Genomic DNA, 13,535 nt, shown 5'->3' with positions numbered 1-13,535 from the left:
GTGGTTCGAGGCTGAACCCCGGGGTTGAGACACCGACGGCGCGACCGACCGGTATGCCAGTCGCGACGGTCGGACCATCAGGACGGGTATCGTTCCGGGACCGGCACGCACACTCAAGTCCCTCCTTTGTGACGCCTGAACCATGGACACCGCGAACTTCCTCTTCGTCTCGGCCGACGCGGCGCTGATCACGGACCTCGCCTGGCAGGTCCACCGCGAAGATCACGCCGTGAAGTACTACATCGAGAGCGAGACCGATCGGGAGATCGGCGACGGGTTCGTCCCCAAGACCGACGACTGGCGCGCGGAGGTCGACTGGGCCGACGTGATCGTCTTCGACGACATCTGGGTCGGCCCCGACGTCGGGACCGGCGCGCTCGCGCAGGAGCTCCGCGAGGAGGGCCACGCCGTCGTCGGCGGGACCCCGAACACCGACCGGCTCGAAGCGGACCGCGGCTACGCGATGGAGGTCCTCGAAGCCCACGGCGTCAACACGGTCGAACACCACGTCTTCCGCGAGTTCGAGGCCGGGATCCGGCACGTCCGGGAGAACCCCGCCCCGTACGTGATCAAGCCGCTCGGCGAGGTCCAGAACGTCAAGCGGCTGCTGTACGTCGGCAACGAGGACGACGGCAGCGACGTGGTCGACGTCCTGAAGGCGTACGAGAAGGCGTGGGGCCACCGGATGAAGGGGTTCCAGCTCCAGCGGAAGGTGGAGGGCGTCGAGGTCGCGATCTGCGGCTTCTTCGACGGGAACGAGTTCGTCGACCGGGCCAACTTCAACTTCGAGCACAAGAAGCTGTTCCCCGGCAACATCGGCCCCTCGACCGGCGAGATGGGGACCTCGATGTTCTGGGCGGGACGGAACCGCCTGTTCGAGGAGACGCTCGGCAAGATCGAGGGGTGGCTCGCGGAGGAGGGGTACGTCGGCAGCATCGACATCAACTGTATCGTCAACGAGACGGGGATCTATCCGCTGGAGTTCACCCCGCGGTTCGGCTATCCGACCATCGCCCTCCAGGAGGAGTCGATCGAGTCGTCGACGGCCGAGTTCTTCCGCGACCTCGCGCACGGGAACGCCCCCGAGCCGGCGGTCCACGGCGGCTACCAGATCGCCGTCAGGGTCGTCCTCCCGCCGTTCCCGTTCGACGACGAGGAGACGTACGACGAGAACTCGCGGAACGCGGCGGTCGTGTTCGAGTCCGAGAGCCGGGAGGGGAGTCACGCGAGCGGAGCGAGCGTGACGTCGTCGGGGGTCGCCCCCGACGGTATTCACCTCGAAGACACGAAGCGGGTCGACGGTCAGTGGCGCGTCGCGGGCGAGAGCGGGATGCCAATCGTCGTGACCGGGACGGGAGAGACGATGCGCGCCGCCCGGGAGCAGGCGTACGACCGTCTCGACGACGTCGTCATGCCGAACATGTACTACCGGGACGACATCGGCGAGCGCTGGGTCGACGGCGACGGCGACCGGCTTCAGGCGTGGGGGTACCTCGGCCCCTGACGCCGCGGTCGGATCGCGCGCCGCGACCGGGGCGAAGCCGCGACGCCGGTCGCGCACCTCCACGGCTTTTTAACGACCCGGCCCTCTACTCGGGGTATGCCGAAGTACTCGACGGGCGGCGGCGGCGGCGGCGACGACGGCGACGCGTGCGAGCTCTGCGGCCGCGAGACCACGGACCTCAGGAAGGCGACGGTCGCCGGCGCGAAGCTGCTCGTGTGCTCGAACTGCCGGCCCCACGACGACGCCGGGAACGCCCCGAGCGACCGGGGCGGACCGAGCGCCGGATCGCGCGGCGGGAGTTCGGGCGGAAGCTCGGGCGGAGCCGGGTCCGGCTCCGGGGCGACCGAAAGCCGGAACAAGGAACTCGCCCGGAAGCAGGCGAAGATGTACGACTCCGCGACGGGCGACTCGAAGCGCTGGGAGGAGGAGGGGACGAGCTACGAGTCCGACCGCCTCCCGTACCTCGTCTCCGGCTACGGCGACCTCGTCACCGAGGCGCGCCAGGACGCCGGCCTGACCGTCGAGGAGGTCGCCGCGGAACTGGAGGTCGACGAGGACGACCTCCTCGCGGTTGAGGACGGCCGCGCCGCGACCGCGAACGTCGGCGGGTCGGTCGTGCGCGCGCTCGAAGAGCGGTTCGGGATCGACGTCGTCGACGAGTGATCGCGGCCGATGTCACGAACGCCCTCCCCCTCCCGTCGCCGCGCGCTGGCGCTGGCGGCGGGCGGAGCGCTCGGCGCGCTCGCCGGCTGTCTCGGCTCGTTCGATCCGACCGGCGGCGGGAGCGACGGCGACGGCGAGTTCACTGACACGACGCCGATTCCGGAACCGGAGTACGGCCACTGGTTCGACGGCGGGACCGATTACGCAGGGACGGTCGACCGCCGGGGAGAAGACGAGGTCGTCATCCCGGTCGGCGACGGCGACGGGTTCCGGTTCGATCCCGCGGCGGTGTGGGTCGACTACGACACGACGGTCCGCTGGGAGTGGACCGGCGAGAGGGGCGTCCACGACGTGATGACGTACGACGGTCCCGCGGCGATCGAATCGGGACTCACCGACGAGGCCGGCCACGAGTACGCCGTCACCCTCTCTAAGGCCGACGAGGGGATCACCCGGTACTCCTGTCGGCCGCATCAGTCGGTCGGCGAGCAGGGCGCGATCGTCGCGGGCCCGGATATCGAGTCGTACGTCACGGAGTACGACACGACCCCGGTCGACTACGGCGACTGGTTCGCTCCGACGCCGAACGTCTCGGGGACCGAGAACCCGCTCCGACGGGACGCGGTCTCCGTCCGCGTCGGCGGCCCCGGCGGGTACGACCCGGAGGCCGAGGCGTGGAACACCGCGCCCGTGTACGAGATCCCCGCCCTCCGCGTGACGCCGGGCACGACCGTTCGGTGGCGCTGGGTCCCCGGCGCGGGCGAACACAGCGTCGTCGCCGAGGACGGGGCCTTCGAGAGCGACCTCGTCGCCGTTGAGGCCGCCGACACCCCGGAAGACCAAGAGGACGAACACGTCTTCGAACGCGTCTTCGAGGAGCCGGGGATCCACGAGTACGCCTGCGAACGCCACCGCGACGACGGGATGCGCGGCGCGGTCGTCGTCGCGGAGTCCCGGCACTGATCGCGTCGGTCGGATCGAGCGCCCGATCGCCGAGTCGAAACGACCAATTCCCCGGCGGGCGATCCGACGACAATGAAGGCCATCAAGGACAGCGTCCACGGCCACGTCCGGCTCGGCGACGTCGCCGCCGAACTGGTCGACACGCCGGCGTTCCAGCGGCTGCGACATATCAAACAGCTGTCCACGGTCCGGCTCGTCTACCCCGCCGCGAACCACACTCGGTTCGAGCACAGCCTCGGTGTCTACCACCTCGCGGGCCGCGCTGTCGAGGGGCTCGGCGTCGACGACGACACCGCGGCGCACGTCCGGGCCGCGGCGATGCTCCACGACGTCGGTCACGGTCCCTACGGCCACCAGACCGAGGGGATCATCCGCCGCGCGACCGGCCGCGACCACGACGACGTGCGGTGGCTGCTCACCGACGCGGACCGCGAGGTGTGTCAGGTCCTCGAACGCAACGGGCTCGACCCGGAGCGCGTCGCCGCCCTGATCGACGGCGAGGGCGCGCTCGGCCCGCTCGTCTCGGGCGAACTGGACGTGGACCGCATGGACTACCTCGTGCGCGACGCCCACCACACGGGCGTCCCGTACGGCACGGTCGACACCGGCCGGCTCGTCACCGAACTCCGCCTGACCGGCGGGAGCGGTTCGGCGGAGTCCCGGGACGACGCCGACCTCGTCTTGGACGAGGGGAACGTCGCCACCGCGGAGAGCCTCCTCGTCGCGCGCTCGCTGATGAACGCCGTCGTCTACCGGCACCACGTCTCCCGGGTGGCCGGCGCGATGCTGGAGCGCGCCTGCGAGCGCTACCTCGACCGGACGGACACGGACGTCGAGGCGTTCCGCCGGATGGCGGACCACGACCTGCTCGTCGAACTCCGCGACCGGGTCCCGGCGCTCGGCGAGCGCATCGAGCGGCGCGACCTGTACAAGCGCGCCGTCTGGGCCGAACTCGACGAGGTCCCCGCCGGCACGGTCGACGCCGGCCGCGGGGAGGAACGGGCGGCCGAGCGGGAGATCGCCGACACCGTCGGGATCGATCGGGACGCGGTCGTCGTCGACATCCCCTCCCGGCCGGCGCTCAAGGAGTCCGGCTCCGCGGTCGTCGTCGACGGCGTCCCCCAGCGGCTGGAGGACGCCTCGGAGCTGGTGGCCGGCCTCCGCGCCGCCGAGCGCCGCCGCTGGACGCTCGGGGTCTACTGTCCGACCGAGCACGTCGACGCGGTCGCGACCGCCGCGCGGGACGTGCTGGGACTGCGCGCGGCGAGCCGCCCGTCGGCCTGACCGACCACCCCACGCTTCGCCTCACGCGCGGTTCTTCCGTCTACTCGCGGTCCGGTCCGGGAACCGCCAGCACGGGGCGGTCCGCGTTCAACACGAGCGCCTGCGTCGTGCTGCCGAACACCGCTTTGCCGGTCGGGCTGCGCTTCCGGCCCGACACGCAGATCGCGTCGGCGTCGACGTCGGCGGCCGCGGCGATGAGTTCGTCCGCGGGGTCGCCGCTGGCCTCGTAGTGGACGCAGGTCACGCCGGCGTCCTCCAACACCTCGCGGGCGCGCCGCACGGTCCCGAGCTGGTGGACCGACGCGCCCTCCGGATTGTCTCGGAACACGTGACAGAGGTGCGCGGTCACCTGCTCGGACGCGGTCGGGAGCTCGGCGACCGCCTCGGCCTGTGCGATCGCTCGCGGCTCGTCTTCGAGCCCGACTCCGACTACCACGTCGTACATACCCGGAGGTTCGCGGAGGAGGAATATAAATCACGCCGCCGGTTCGCGGCCGATGGAACCGTCTCGCGGCGTTCGACACTTACACCTTTTATCGCGTGCCGCCGAACGCGGACGCATGATCACGGTCAAGGACACCGTCCACGACCACATCGAGATCGACGGCGTCGCCGCCGACCTCGTCGACACCCCCGCCGTCCAGCGCCTCCGCCACGTGAAACAGCTCGGGACGGTCCAGCTCGTCTACCCGTCCGCGAACCACACCCGGTTCGAACACAGCCTCGGCGTCTACCACCTCGCGAGCCGCGCGCTCGACCACCTCGGGATCGAGGGGAAACGCGCCGACCGCATCGAGGCGGCGGCGATGCTCCACGATGTCGGTCACGGCCCGTTCAGCCACAACCTCGAATCCCTCACCCACCGTCGGACCGGGAAGTACCACGACGACGTCGGCGAGCTGCTCGCGACCGGCGCGGTCGGCGAAGTCCTGCGGGACCACGACCTCGACCCGGACCGGATCGCGGCGGTCGTCGCCGGGGAGGGGCCGTACGCCGGCCTCGTCTCTGGCGAACTGGACGTGGACCGCATGGACTACCTCGTGCGGGACGCCTACCACACCGGCGTCCCGTACGGGACCATCGACACCGAGCGGTTCGTCCGCGAGCTGACGTTCGTCGAGCGCGACGACATTCCGGACGGCGACGACTCGGACCGCGACGGCCCCCAGCTCGTCTTGGACGAGGGGAACGTCCAGACCGCCGAGAGCCTGCTCCTCGCCCGCGCGCTGATGAACCCGGTCGTCTACACCCACCACGTCGCGCGCATCTCGAAGGCGATGCTGCGCCGGGCGGCGAGCGACCTCCTCGACGCGACCGCGACGACCGCGGCCGAGCTCCGGCGGATGGACGATCACGACTTCCTCGCGGCGGTCCGCGACTGCCGCGAGACCGCCGAGCTCTCCCGGCGGTACGACGAGCGCGACCTCTACAAGCTGGCCGTGTGGGCCGAGTACGACGACGTTCCCGACCGGGTCCACGAGGCGGACCACGCCGCGGAGGCGTCGCTCGAACGCGAGATCGCCGAGGAGGCGGGCGTCGCGCGCGACCACGTAATCTTGGACGTGCCGCCCGAGCCGACGATGCGGGAGTCGACCGCGCGCGTCACGGTCAACGGCGATATCCGCCGCTTGGAGCGCCAGTCGCCGCTGGTGTCGGCGCTCCGGACCGCACAGCGGAACCAGTGGCGGCTCGGCGTGTACGCCCCCGAACCGGCGACCGACCGCGTCGGCCGGGCGGCCGGGGACGTCCTCGGGCTCGACCCCGACGCGCTGGTGACCGAGGTCCGCGGCGCGATGCCGACGACGCTCGACGAGTTCTGACGGAGCGGTGGGGCCGTAGGGGGGTGAAAACGATCCACACAGCGGTCGAACGCTTAAGTCGGCGACGGCCACAGAAGTGGCCGTGACGGACCCGTACCGCGAGAACCGTCGGCTCTGGGACGAGTGGAGCGACGCGTTTCAGGCGCTGTGGAACGCCGAGACCGCGACCGACGCGCCGCCGACGCCGTCGCCGTTCGGTCCCGACGCTCCCGATCCGGAGCGCGTCGTCCCGGCCGTCGAGAGCGCCGCCGTCGCCGAACTCGGCTGCGGCGGCGGACAGGGGACGGTCGGCGCTGCGCTGGCGGGGGCCGACCGCGCGGTCGGCGTCGACCTCTCCCGCGAACAGCTCCGGCACGCCCGCCGGCTCCGGGAATACTGCGGCGTCGACGCGACGTTCGTTCACGGCGAGGCGACCTCGCTCCCCCTCGCGACCGACGCGTTCGACGTCGCCTTCACCGAGTGGGCGTTCCAGCACGTCGCCGACCTCGACGCCGCACTCCGCGAGGCCCGCCGCGTGCTCCGCGACGGCGGGACGTTCCTCTGCTCCGTTCCGCACCCCTTCGGGGAGGTCGTCGACGGCGAGAGCGGCGAGGTCGATAGGCGATACCACGGTGACTCCCGGCGGACGGTCGAGATCGACGAGTCGTACGACGCCGACATGGTCGTCTTCGACCGACCCGTCGGCGATCTCCACCGGGCGCTGGTCGACGCCGGGTTCGCGGTCGACGCGGTCGTCGAACCCGACCCGCTGGACCACGCCCCGAACGTCGACGGCGGCCCGGCGGCCGCCGTCCCGCGAGACCTTCGACTGTGGGCCACGGCGACGTGAGAAACGAGGCGTCGTCGTCCGACGAATCGCCCGGACCGCCGCCCGCAGTCCCGTTCCCGTGACGTTTTAACCTCGGCTGGCGAGCCTCCGGTATGCATCTCGAAGGGACCATTCTGGTCGGTCCCGACTTCGAGCCGGTCGAGGGCCGGGTCGTCGTCGCGGACGGCGAGATCGTCGGGCTGGAGGAGGGCGACACCGACAGCGACGACGTGATTCTCCCGGCGTTCGTCAACGCCCACACCCACATCGGCGACTCCGTCGCCAAGGAGGCGGGCGAGGGGCTCTCGCTCGACGATCTCGTCGCCCCGCCGGACGGGCTAAAACATCGGCTTCTCCGCGGGGCCGGCCGCGAGGAGAAGGTGGCCGCGATGGCCCGCACGCTGCGGTACATGGAGGCGACCGGGACCGGGACGTTCCTGGAGTTCCGCGAGGGCGGCGTCGACGGCGTCGACGCGCTCCGCGATGCGCTCGCCGGCGAGGGGGTCGCGTTCGACGAGCGCGCGGTCGAGTCGGTCGTCTTCGGCCGCGACGACCCGGACGTCCTCTCGGTCGCGGACGGGTACGGGGCCTCCGGGGCCCGCGACGCCGACTTCGACGCGGTCCGCTCGGAGACCCGCGAGGCCGGCAAGCTGTTCGGGATCCACGCCGGCGAGCGCGACGCGGACGACATCAACCCCGCGATGGATCTGGACCCGGACTTCCTCGTCCACATGGTCCACGCGGAGGGGATCCACCTCGAACGGCTCGACGACCGGGGGACCCCCGTCGTGGTCTGCCCGCGGTCGAACCTCGTGACGAACGTCGGCGTCCCGCCGATCCGCGAGCTGGCCGAGCGGACGACGGTCGCGCTCGGCACGGACAACGTGATGACCGACTCGCCGTCGATGTTCCGCGAGATGGAGTTCGCGGCGAAGCTCTCCGATCTCCCCGCGCGGGAGATACTGCGGATGGCCACGCGCAACGGGGCCGAGATAGCCGGCTTGGACCGCGGCGTGGTGCGGGAGGGAGCCGACGCCGACCTGCTCGTCCTCGACGGCGACTCCGACAACCTCGCCGGCGCGCGCGACCTCGTCCGGGCGATCGTCAGGCGGGCCGGGCAGGCCGACGTCTCCCGGGTCGTGATCGGCGGGGAGACCGTCGTCCCCCGCGACGACTGAATCGGTCGCGGACTTCGCCGACCGCCGCCTTCCTCCGCCGACGGAGTGAAACCCCTTCCGACCGTGTGATCACGCGATGACGACGCTCTCGCTGCTCGCCGGTCTCGCGCTCGGTCCGGTCGTCGGACTGGTCGCGACGCTCGCGATGGACGTGGTGATGGCCCGGCTCCCGGAGGGAACGACGGCACCGAAGGTCGCCGCGGGCGTGCTCACCGACACCCCGGTCGACGACGCGCCGGAGCGGCTTGCGACGTGGGTCCACTACGTCGCCGGCGGGGGCTCGGGGCTGCTGTTCGTCGGGCTCGTCGCCGCGACCGGATCGCTGCTCGGCCTCGGTTCCCTCGCGACCGTCGCGGTCGCCGGCGTCGCGCAGCTCGCGCTGATGGTCGGCTTCTTCGCGCTCGTCCCGCTCCCGCGGGCGTCCGGGCTCCCGCGCCAGCGGCTCGGTCCGATCCGCCGCGACTGGGCGGTCTCCGCGGCGACGTACGTCGTCGTGGCCGCCGCGATCGTCGCGGTCGCGACCGGCGTCTAGCCCGCACCCGCGCCCGGAGAGAAACGGTTTAGTCGCTGGCTCCGGCCCGATCGGGTATGCACGCCATCACTCGATCCGGCTGGATCGAGGTCATTTCGGGGTCGATGTTCTCGGGCAAGACGGAGGAGTTGCTCCGCCGCCTCCGGCGCTCCGAGATCGCCGGGCAGTCGGTCGCCGTCTACACGCCCGCGATCGACGACCGCTACGGCGAGGCGACGATCGGCAGCCACACGGGCCGGCAGTGGGAGGCGACCGTCGTCGACAACGAGGGGGACGGCCCGCTCGACATCCTCGACGACGACCCCGCGGAGGTCGTCGCGATCGACGAGGCGAACTTCTTCTCGAACGCGCTCATCGAGGTCTGTAACGCCCTCGCGGACCGCGGCAGCCGGGTGATCGTCTCGGGCACCGACCAGACGTTCCGCGGCGAGCCGTTCGAGCCGCTCCCGCAGCTGATGGCCACCGCCGAGTACGTCGACAAACTACAGGCGATCTGCTCGGTCTGCGGGGAGCCGGCCTCCCGGAACCAGCGGCTCATCGAGGGCGAGCCGGCCCACGTCGACGACCCGACGATCCTCGTCGGCGCGGAGGAGTCCTACGAGGCGCGGTGCCGCGACTGTCACGTCCTCCTGACCGGGGACCGTCCCGAGGAAGAGCGACCGTTCGACGGCGCGGAGGCGGACCCCGCGAACGACTGACCGTCCGGCGTTACCGGGTCTGTTCGGCGTCCGACTCTTCTTCCGCCTCCGCCGCCGGCTCCTCCTCGTCGGCGGTCGCGAGCTTGAACAGCCCGACGAGCGCGCCCGCGGCCACCAGCGCGCCCTCGGCCTTCGCGGCCGCGTACACCCACTCCCGCGGCTTCGCCTCGCCGGCGTTCCGGTAGCACGCGCGCGTCCAGACCGCGACCGCGCGCCGCGGCGCGACGGCTTCGAGCAGTCCGCCGATTCCCGCCACCAACAGCAGTAGCGCTTTCATACGCCCCGTTCGACGCCGACCCTCAAAAGCGGTCGGGGGACCGTCGCCGCCGACCGGGCGGGACTCGCTCAGCCCTCCGTCACCGGCTCGGCGGCGTTGAGGTAGCGCCGGCAGGTCGCGGCCGCCCACTCGCGGACCGCGGGCGCGTCCGTCCACAGCAGCGCCGAGAGCCCGTCGCCGTCGACCAGTCCGACCGCGGCGCGGTCGTCCGCGAGGACCACCGCAACCGGCGACTCGCCGTCGTGCCGGTACGCGTCGACGCCGCGCTCGGCGAGCGCGCGCCGGACGACGGGACCGGTCGCCCCGCCGAGGCGGTCGCTCGCCGCGTCCGTGAACACCGCTCGAACGTTGTTCGGGACGGTCGCGTCGCTCGCGTCGCCCGCGCCGTCGTCGCTCTCGGCAGACGACAGCGACGCGTTCAGTCGGCGGGCGAGGTCGGCGTCGAACCGCGGGACGACGGCGACGACGCTGTCGGCCGCGCCGACGAGTTCCGCGAGCCGTTCCGCGGGGTCCGCAGTCTGCTCGCCGTCGGCCGCACCGGGCTCCCGCTCGACGACTTCCATTTGTTCGTCGAGCGCCGCGGGCTCGCTCCCGACCGCCTTCGCGACGAGCGAGCGGAGGACCGCCGCCGGCGACGCGGACGACGCCTCGGCGTCGTCGTCGCTCACGGGTCTCGCTCGGCGGGGGTGGCGTCGGCGGCCGGCCAGCGCTCCGGCGCTTCGGGGCGCGGCGGGTACGACTGCCGGCCGTCGGTCGACTTCCGCGCGAGGAGTCGGGCCGTGGCCCGGCGTCGACCGCCCGGGCGCTCCGTCGTCGTCTCGTCGTAGTAGCGCACGCTCAGTCCCGAGCCCGCCCGGAGCAGTTCGTTCGCCGCGTAGCGGTACCGGTCGCCGCTCGGTCCGGACGCCGGCTCCGCCGACCGCAGGTGCCCCTCGACGAAGAGGACCCCGTCCGGCGCGAGCGACTCGATCAGGTCGGCGAACCGGTCGAGCGTGTGGAAGTAGCTCATCGTGATCACGTCGTAGGTCTCCGCCGGGAACGCGTACGTCGTCGCGTCGGCCTGAATCGTCTCGATCCGGCCGGCTATCCCGCGTTCCGCGGCGCGCCCGCGGACGATTTCGAGTCCCTCGACGGAGGCGTCGAGCGCGTCGACCTCGTAGCCGCGGTCCGCGAGGAACACCGCGTTTCGGCCGGTTCCGGCGGCGACGTCGAGCGCGCGGCCGTCGGGGAGCGACGGCTCGTAGGCGCGGAGCACGGGAGACGGCTCCGGCGCGCGCGGGTACTCGCCCGACGCGAACCGCTCGTCCCAGTCGGTGTCGGTCACGGTCGGCCTTCGGCGCGCCGGGGCGTAAACCTCAGGGGCGCGCCGCTCGGAGCGGGAGGCATGGAAGACGCGACGGACCCCGCGGAGCGGCTGAACGCGCTCCTCGCCGACCGCGACGAGACGCTCGCGACCGCGGAGTCGCTCACGGGGGGGCTCGTCGGGTCGCGGGTGACGGACGTGCCGGGCGCGAGCGCCTACTTCGACCGCGGGTTCGTGACGTACACCTACGACGCGAAGCGCGAACTGCTCGGCGTCTCCCGCGAGTCGCTCGACGCCCACGGCGCGGTCAGCGACCCGGTCGTCCGCGAGATGGCGGCCGGCGCGCGCGACCGGGCGAGCGCGGACTGGGCGGTCGCGACGACCGGAATCGCCGGGCCGACGGGCGGGACCGACGAGAAGCCCGTGGGGCTCGTCTACTTCGGCGTCGCGCGCGCCGCGCCGTGGGGCACCGAGGAGTCGTTCGTCCGGACCGAACGGGCCGTGATCGACGGCGACCGGGACGCGGTGAAGCGCGGCGCGGCCGAGACCGCGCTCGACGCCCTCGTCCGAGCGATCGAGGACGCGGACGGGAACCCCGAGGACTGAACGGCGGACGATTTCGGGCCGTCGCGTGCGAGCGTTTATCACACTCCTGCGTGTAGTGCCCCCATGATCGAACGCGTCTTGGTGGCGATGGACGGGTCGGATCTCGCCGAGCGTGCGCTCCGGTACGCGCTGGAGGCGCACGGAGACGCGGAGGTGACCGTGTTACACGTCGTCGGCGGTGCCTCGCCGATGATGGGCGAAGCGGCTGGGATCGCCCTGTCCGACGGCGACGGCGGGATGCGCGAGGCAGCCGAGCCCGTCTTCGAGCGGGCCCGCGAGATAGCCGCCGAGTACGGCGCGACGGTCGAGACGGACGTCGCGGCCGGTCGCCCCGCCCGGACGATCGTCGACCGCGCCGAGGGGTTCGACACGGTCGTCCTGGGCACGCACAACAGTTCGCTCGCGGACCGCCTGCTTGTCGGCAACGTCGCGAAGACGGTGTTCCAGAAGTCGCCGGTGCCGGTCACGGTCGTGCGGTGAGCGGGCCGGCAATTGCGCCCGTCCGCTCCTACTCGATGTACGCGTTCCCGACGACCGCGACGACGAGCGCGGCGATCACGATCCACGTGAGAGGTTCGACTGCGAGAAGCCGGATCGGGCGGGCCGCCGATTCGTCGAAGCCGAAGAGGTAGCCGCCGGCGAAGCCGACCGCCAGCACGAGCGCGCCGACGATCCCGGCCACGCCGAGCAGCGCGCGGTCCGACGAGTCCATACCCGTCGTTGGGCGTCGCGGATACTTAAGAAACGCCCGTGGGAACGAGCACAGGGTACGTTCGGGCCAGAGCAGTGATGTGGAACCGAGGTTTACAATTCTCCCGATTCACGGACGGGTACGTCAACATCATTGACGAGGATTCCGAGGGTTTGAACACCTTTAGCGACCAGTTTGACCTCATAACGAGTGAGTACAACCGCTACCGGCATCGTTACTCCACCAGCACTACGTTCGGATGGCCAAGGGACTGACTCGCGGACGGTAGAATACGGCAACATACAGAAGGTCTGCCACGGGCCCTACGAGCTCGTCAAGGATCCGCGGTGGCTGGAGAACTACCCTCGCACCCCCGCCGAGGAGCGCGAGTTCTACTCCGGCGATCCCGCCCCACGCGTAAGGAGCCGTTCCAAAGTGTCCTCGATGACCTCTTGGATGGCAGCGCCCGAAACTGAGGAGCTTGCCGACGTCGTATGATCACATCTCGTATTTGACGAACTCCCAGGGACGCCATATGACAAGCAGTACGAACAAAATGAATATCGTCACTCCAAATACAGCCGCGGCTGGCTGGTACTCATGTAGGGAAATTATATTCGATATTGAAAGACCCGTATAAACACCCACGATGCTGACGACGCCTGTTATGAGCATGTTTTTGAGTGTCCTAAGCTCAGGCTGTTTATTCCCTTCAAATTCGAGGAAACGCTCGTAGAGAGACATTTAGAGTGCTATTTGAGTTTATACCAAGTTGCTGTTGATGCTATTCCCAGAACAGATAGGAACGCAATGAGTGCTCCAAACACAATCCCACCGAAGGTACCTTGCGAGTAAAGTGTCCAAAACATACCCATGAACAGCACGGAAGCGACCGCAGCACGCAGACTGAACGAGGCAAAGCTAGGGTATGGCGGGTCAAGCCTCTGTTGATTGTCTGCTGCTGGCTGCTCCATATGCTCAATACGATTCTCTAACTGCCTAATTCTTTCCGATATTTCCGATTCGAATTCACTGATATCTCGTTCATTAGAGGCTATAGTCGCAATTCTATCTGATAAGTCAGATATATTGGTATCAAGTTCTTTTTGTGTGTTTCTAAGACGGTGTTCAGATAAGGTTTGAAAGTGAGGCGGTGCGTTTTCAAAGTGTTCTATGCCAGAAAACGACCGCCTCAGCGGCTGTTTAGA

The 13,535-nt window shown here is 70.3% G+C and carries 18 protein-coding genes; 11 read left to right on the top strand and 7 right to left on the bottom strand.

The window, feature by feature from the left end; translation table 11 throughout:
- Positions 1-142: 142 nt before the first annotated feature.
- The 4 genes from C472_RS01015 (at position 143) to C472_RS01000 (ending at position 4,414) form a co-directional block, all read left to right on the top strand.
- Positions 143-1,504, top strand: coding sequence for a phosphoribosylamine--glycine ligase (locus C472_RS01015; protein WP_006627918.1), 1,362 nt, complete (start codon positions 143-145; stop codon positions 1,502-1,504).
- 96 nt (positions 1,505-1,600) lie between these two features.
- A complete protein-coding gene (locus tag C472_RS01010) occupies positions 1,601-2,167 on the top strand; it encodes a helix-turn-helix domain-containing protein (protein ID WP_006627917.1) in 567 nt (188 codons plus the stop codon).
- Positions 2,168-2,176: 9 nt separating this feature from the next.
- The gene (locus C472_RS01005; protein ID WP_006627916.1) at positions 2,177-3,130 is read left to right on the top strand and encodes a halocyanin domain-containing protein; all 954 of its coding nucleotides are present in this window, start codon (positions 2,177-2,179) and stop codon (positions 3,128-3,130) included.
- A gap of 72 nt (positions 3,131-3,202) precedes the next feature.
- Positions 3,203-4,414, top strand: a complete 1,212-nt coding sequence (locus C472_RS01000) for an HD domain-containing protein (protein ID WP_006627915.1) — start codon at positions 3,203-3,205, stop codon at positions 4,412-4,414.
- A gap of 40 nt (positions 4,415-4,454) precedes the next feature.
- Here the strand turns inward: C472_RS01000 and C472_RS00995 are convergent, their stop codons facing one another.
- Positions 4,455-4,859, bottom strand: coding sequence for a universal stress protein (locus tag C472_RS00995; protein WP_006627914.1), 405 nt, complete (start codon positions 4,857-4,859; stop codon positions 4,455-4,457).
- Between the two features lie 115 nt (positions 4,860-4,974).
- Here C472_RS00995 and C472_RS00990 point away from each other — a divergent pair, with 115 nt between their 5' ends.
- From C472_RS00990 to C472_RS00970, 5 genes are all read left to right on the top strand, one after another.
- Positions 4,975-6,234, top strand: a complete 1,260-nt coding sequence (locus C472_RS00990; RefSeq protein ID WP_006627913.1) for an HD domain-containing protein — start codon at positions 4,975-4,977, stop codon at positions 6,232-6,234.
- A gap of 82 nt (positions 6,235-6,316) precedes the next feature.
- Positions 6,317-7,063 carry a class I SAM-dependent methyltransferase gene (locus C472_RS00985; protein ID WP_049906137.1) on the top strand — a complete coding sequence of 249 codons (747 nt, stop codon included), beginning with the start codon at positions 6,317-6,319 and terminating at the stop codon, positions 7,061-7,063.
- A gap of 92 nt (positions 7,064-7,155) precedes the next feature.
- Positions 7,156-8,220, top strand: a complete 1,065-nt coding sequence (locus tag C472_RS00980; RefSeq protein ID WP_006627911.1) for an amidohydrolase family protein — start codon at positions 7,156-7,158, stop codon at positions 8,218-8,220.
- A gap of 76 nt (positions 8,221-8,296) precedes the next feature.
- Positions 8,297-8,752, top strand: coding sequence for a hypothetical protein (locus tag C472_RS00975; RefSeq protein ID WP_006627910.1), 456 nt, complete (start codon positions 8,297-8,299; stop codon positions 8,750-8,752).
- A gap of 56 nt (positions 8,753-8,808) precedes the next feature.
- Positions 8,809-9,450, top strand: a complete 642-nt coding sequence (locus C472_RS00970; protein WP_006627909.1) for a thymidine kinase — start codon at positions 8,809-8,811, stop codon at positions 9,448-9,450.
- Between the two features lie 10 nt (positions 9,451-9,460).
- Here C472_RS00970 and C472_RS00965 read toward each other — a convergent pair whose 3' ends face one another.
- The 3 genes from C472_RS00965 to C472_RS00955 form a co-directional block, all read right to left on the bottom strand.
- On the bottom strand, positions 9,461-9,727 hold the full coding sequence (locus C472_RS00965; RefSeq protein ID WP_006627908.1) for a hypothetical protein: 267 nt from the start codon (positions 9,725-9,727) through the stop codon (positions 9,461-9,463).
- A gap of 68 nt (positions 9,728-9,795) precedes the next feature.
- Positions 9,796-10,395 carry a transcriptional regulator FilR1 domain-containing protein gene (locus C472_RS00960; RefSeq protein ID WP_006627907.1) on the bottom strand — a complete coding sequence of 200 codons (600 nt, stop codon included), beginning with the start codon at positions 10,393-10,395 and terminating at the stop codon, positions 9,796-9,798.
- Complete coding sequence (locus C472_RS00955; protein WP_006627906.1) at positions 10,392-11,051, bottom strand: class I SAM-dependent methyltransferase; 660 nt, start codon at positions 11,049-11,051, stop codon at positions 10,392-10,394. The genes C472_RS00960 and C472_RS00955 overlap by 4 nt, the downstream gene beginning before the upstream one ends.
- A gap of 60 nt (positions 11,052-11,111) precedes the next feature.
- Between C472_RS00955 and C472_RS00950 the strand changes: the two genes are divergently transcribed.
- Both C472_RS00950 and C472_RS00945 read left to right on the top strand, forming a co-directional pair.
- On the top strand, positions 11,112-11,636 hold the full coding sequence (locus C472_RS00950; protein WP_006627905.1) for a CinA family protein: 525 nt from the start codon (positions 11,112-11,114) through the stop codon (positions 11,634-11,636).
- A 63-nt stretch (positions 11,637-11,699) separates the two neighbouring features.
- The gene (locus C472_RS00945; RefSeq protein WP_049906135.1) at positions 11,700-12,116 is read left to right on the top strand and encodes a universal stress protein; all 417 of its coding nucleotides are present in this window, start codon (positions 11,700-11,702) and stop codon (positions 12,114-12,116) included.
- A 28-nt stretch (positions 12,117-12,144) separates the two neighbouring features.
- On the opposite strand, the gene C472_RS00940 is transcribed toward C472_RS00945, so the two are convergent.
- The 3 genes from C472_RS00940 to C472_RS17640 form a co-directional block, all read right to left on the bottom strand.
- Entirely contained in the window at positions 12,145-12,348 is a 204-nt protein-coding gene (locus C472_RS00940; protein WP_006627903.1) for a hypothetical protein, read from the bottom strand.
- 477 nt (positions 12,349-12,825) lie between these two features.
- On the bottom strand, positions 12,826-13,071 hold the full coding sequence (locus C472_RS16765) for a hypothetical protein (RefSeq protein WP_152420566.1): 246 nt from the start codon (positions 13,069-13,071) through the stop codon (positions 12,826-12,828).
- Positions 13,072-13,079: 8 nt separating this feature from the next.
- A partial coding sequence (locus C472_RS17640; protein WP_206536569.1) for a hypothetical protein occupies positions 13,080-13,535 on the bottom strand: 456 nt, incomplete at its 5' end.

Origin of the sequence: Halorubrum tebenquichense DSM 14210, from assembly GCF_000337415.1 — an archaeon.
GTDB classification, from domain to species: domain Archaea; phylum Halobacteriota; class Halobacteria; order Halobacteriales; family Haloferacaceae; genus Halorubrum; species Halorubrum tebenquichense.
The sequence above is the reverse complement of the archived record's forward strand: the minus strand, read 5'-3'. Positions and strand labels throughout refer to the sequence as shown.

Excerpts from the sequence above, each read along its gene's own strand:
- C472_RS01005 (WP_006627916.1), top strand. The coding sequence starts at position 2,177 with ATGTCACGAACGCCCTCCCCCTCCCGTCGCCGCGCGCTGGCGCTGGCG.
- C472_RS00950 (WP_006627905.1), top strand. The coding sequence starts at position 11,112 with ATGGAAGACGCGACGGACCCCGCGGAGCGGCTGAACGCGCTCCTCGCC.
- C472_RS00970 (WP_006627909.1), top strand. The coding sequence starts at position 8,809 with ATGCACGCCATCACTCGATCCGGCTGGATCGAGGTCATTTCGGGGTCG.
- C472_RS00990 (WP_006627913.1), top strand. The coding sequence starts at position 4,975 with ATGATCACGGTCAAGGACACCGTCCACGACCACATCGAGATCGACGGC.
- C472_RS00965 (WP_006627908.1), bottom strand. The coding sequence starts at position 9,727 with ATGAAAGCGCTACTGCTGTTGGTGGCGGGAATCGGCGGACTGCTCGAA.
- C472_RS00940 (WP_006627903.1), bottom strand. The coding sequence starts at position 12,348 with ATGGACTCGTCGGACCGCGCGCTGCTCGGCGTGGCCGGGATCGTCGGC.
- C472_RS01000 (WP_006627915.1), top strand. The coding sequence starts at position 3,203 with ATGAAGGCCATCAAGGACAGCGTCCACGGCCACGTCCGGCTCGGCGAC.
- C472_RS01015 (WP_006627918.1), top strand. The coding sequence starts at position 143 with ATGGACACCGCGAACTTCCTCTTCGTCTCGGCCGACGCGGCGCTGATC.
- C472_RS00995 (WP_006627914.1), bottom strand. The coding sequence starts at position 4,859 with ATGTACGACGTGGTAGTCGGAGTCGGGCTCGAAGACGAGCCGCGAGCG.
- C472_RS00945 (WP_049906135.1), top strand. The coding sequence starts at position 11,700 with ATGATCGAACGCGTCTTGGTGGCGATGGACGGGTCGGATCTCGCCGAG.
- C472_RS01010 (WP_006627917.1), top strand. The coding sequence starts at position 1,601 with ATGCCGAAGTACTCGACGGGCGGCGGCGGCGGCGGCGACGACGGCGAC.
- C472_RS00980 (WP_006627911.1), top strand. The coding sequence starts at position 7,156 with ATGCATCTCGAAGGGACCATTCTGGTCGGTCCCGACTTCGAGCCGGTC.
- C472_RS00975 (WP_006627910.1), top strand. The coding sequence starts at position 8,297 with ATGACGACGCTCTCGCTGCTCGCCGGTCTCGCGCTCGGTCCGGTCGTC.
- C472_RS16765 (WP_152420566.1), bottom strand. The coding sequence starts at position 13,071 with ATGTCTCTCTACGAGCGTTTCCTCGAATTTGAAGGGAATAAACAGCCT.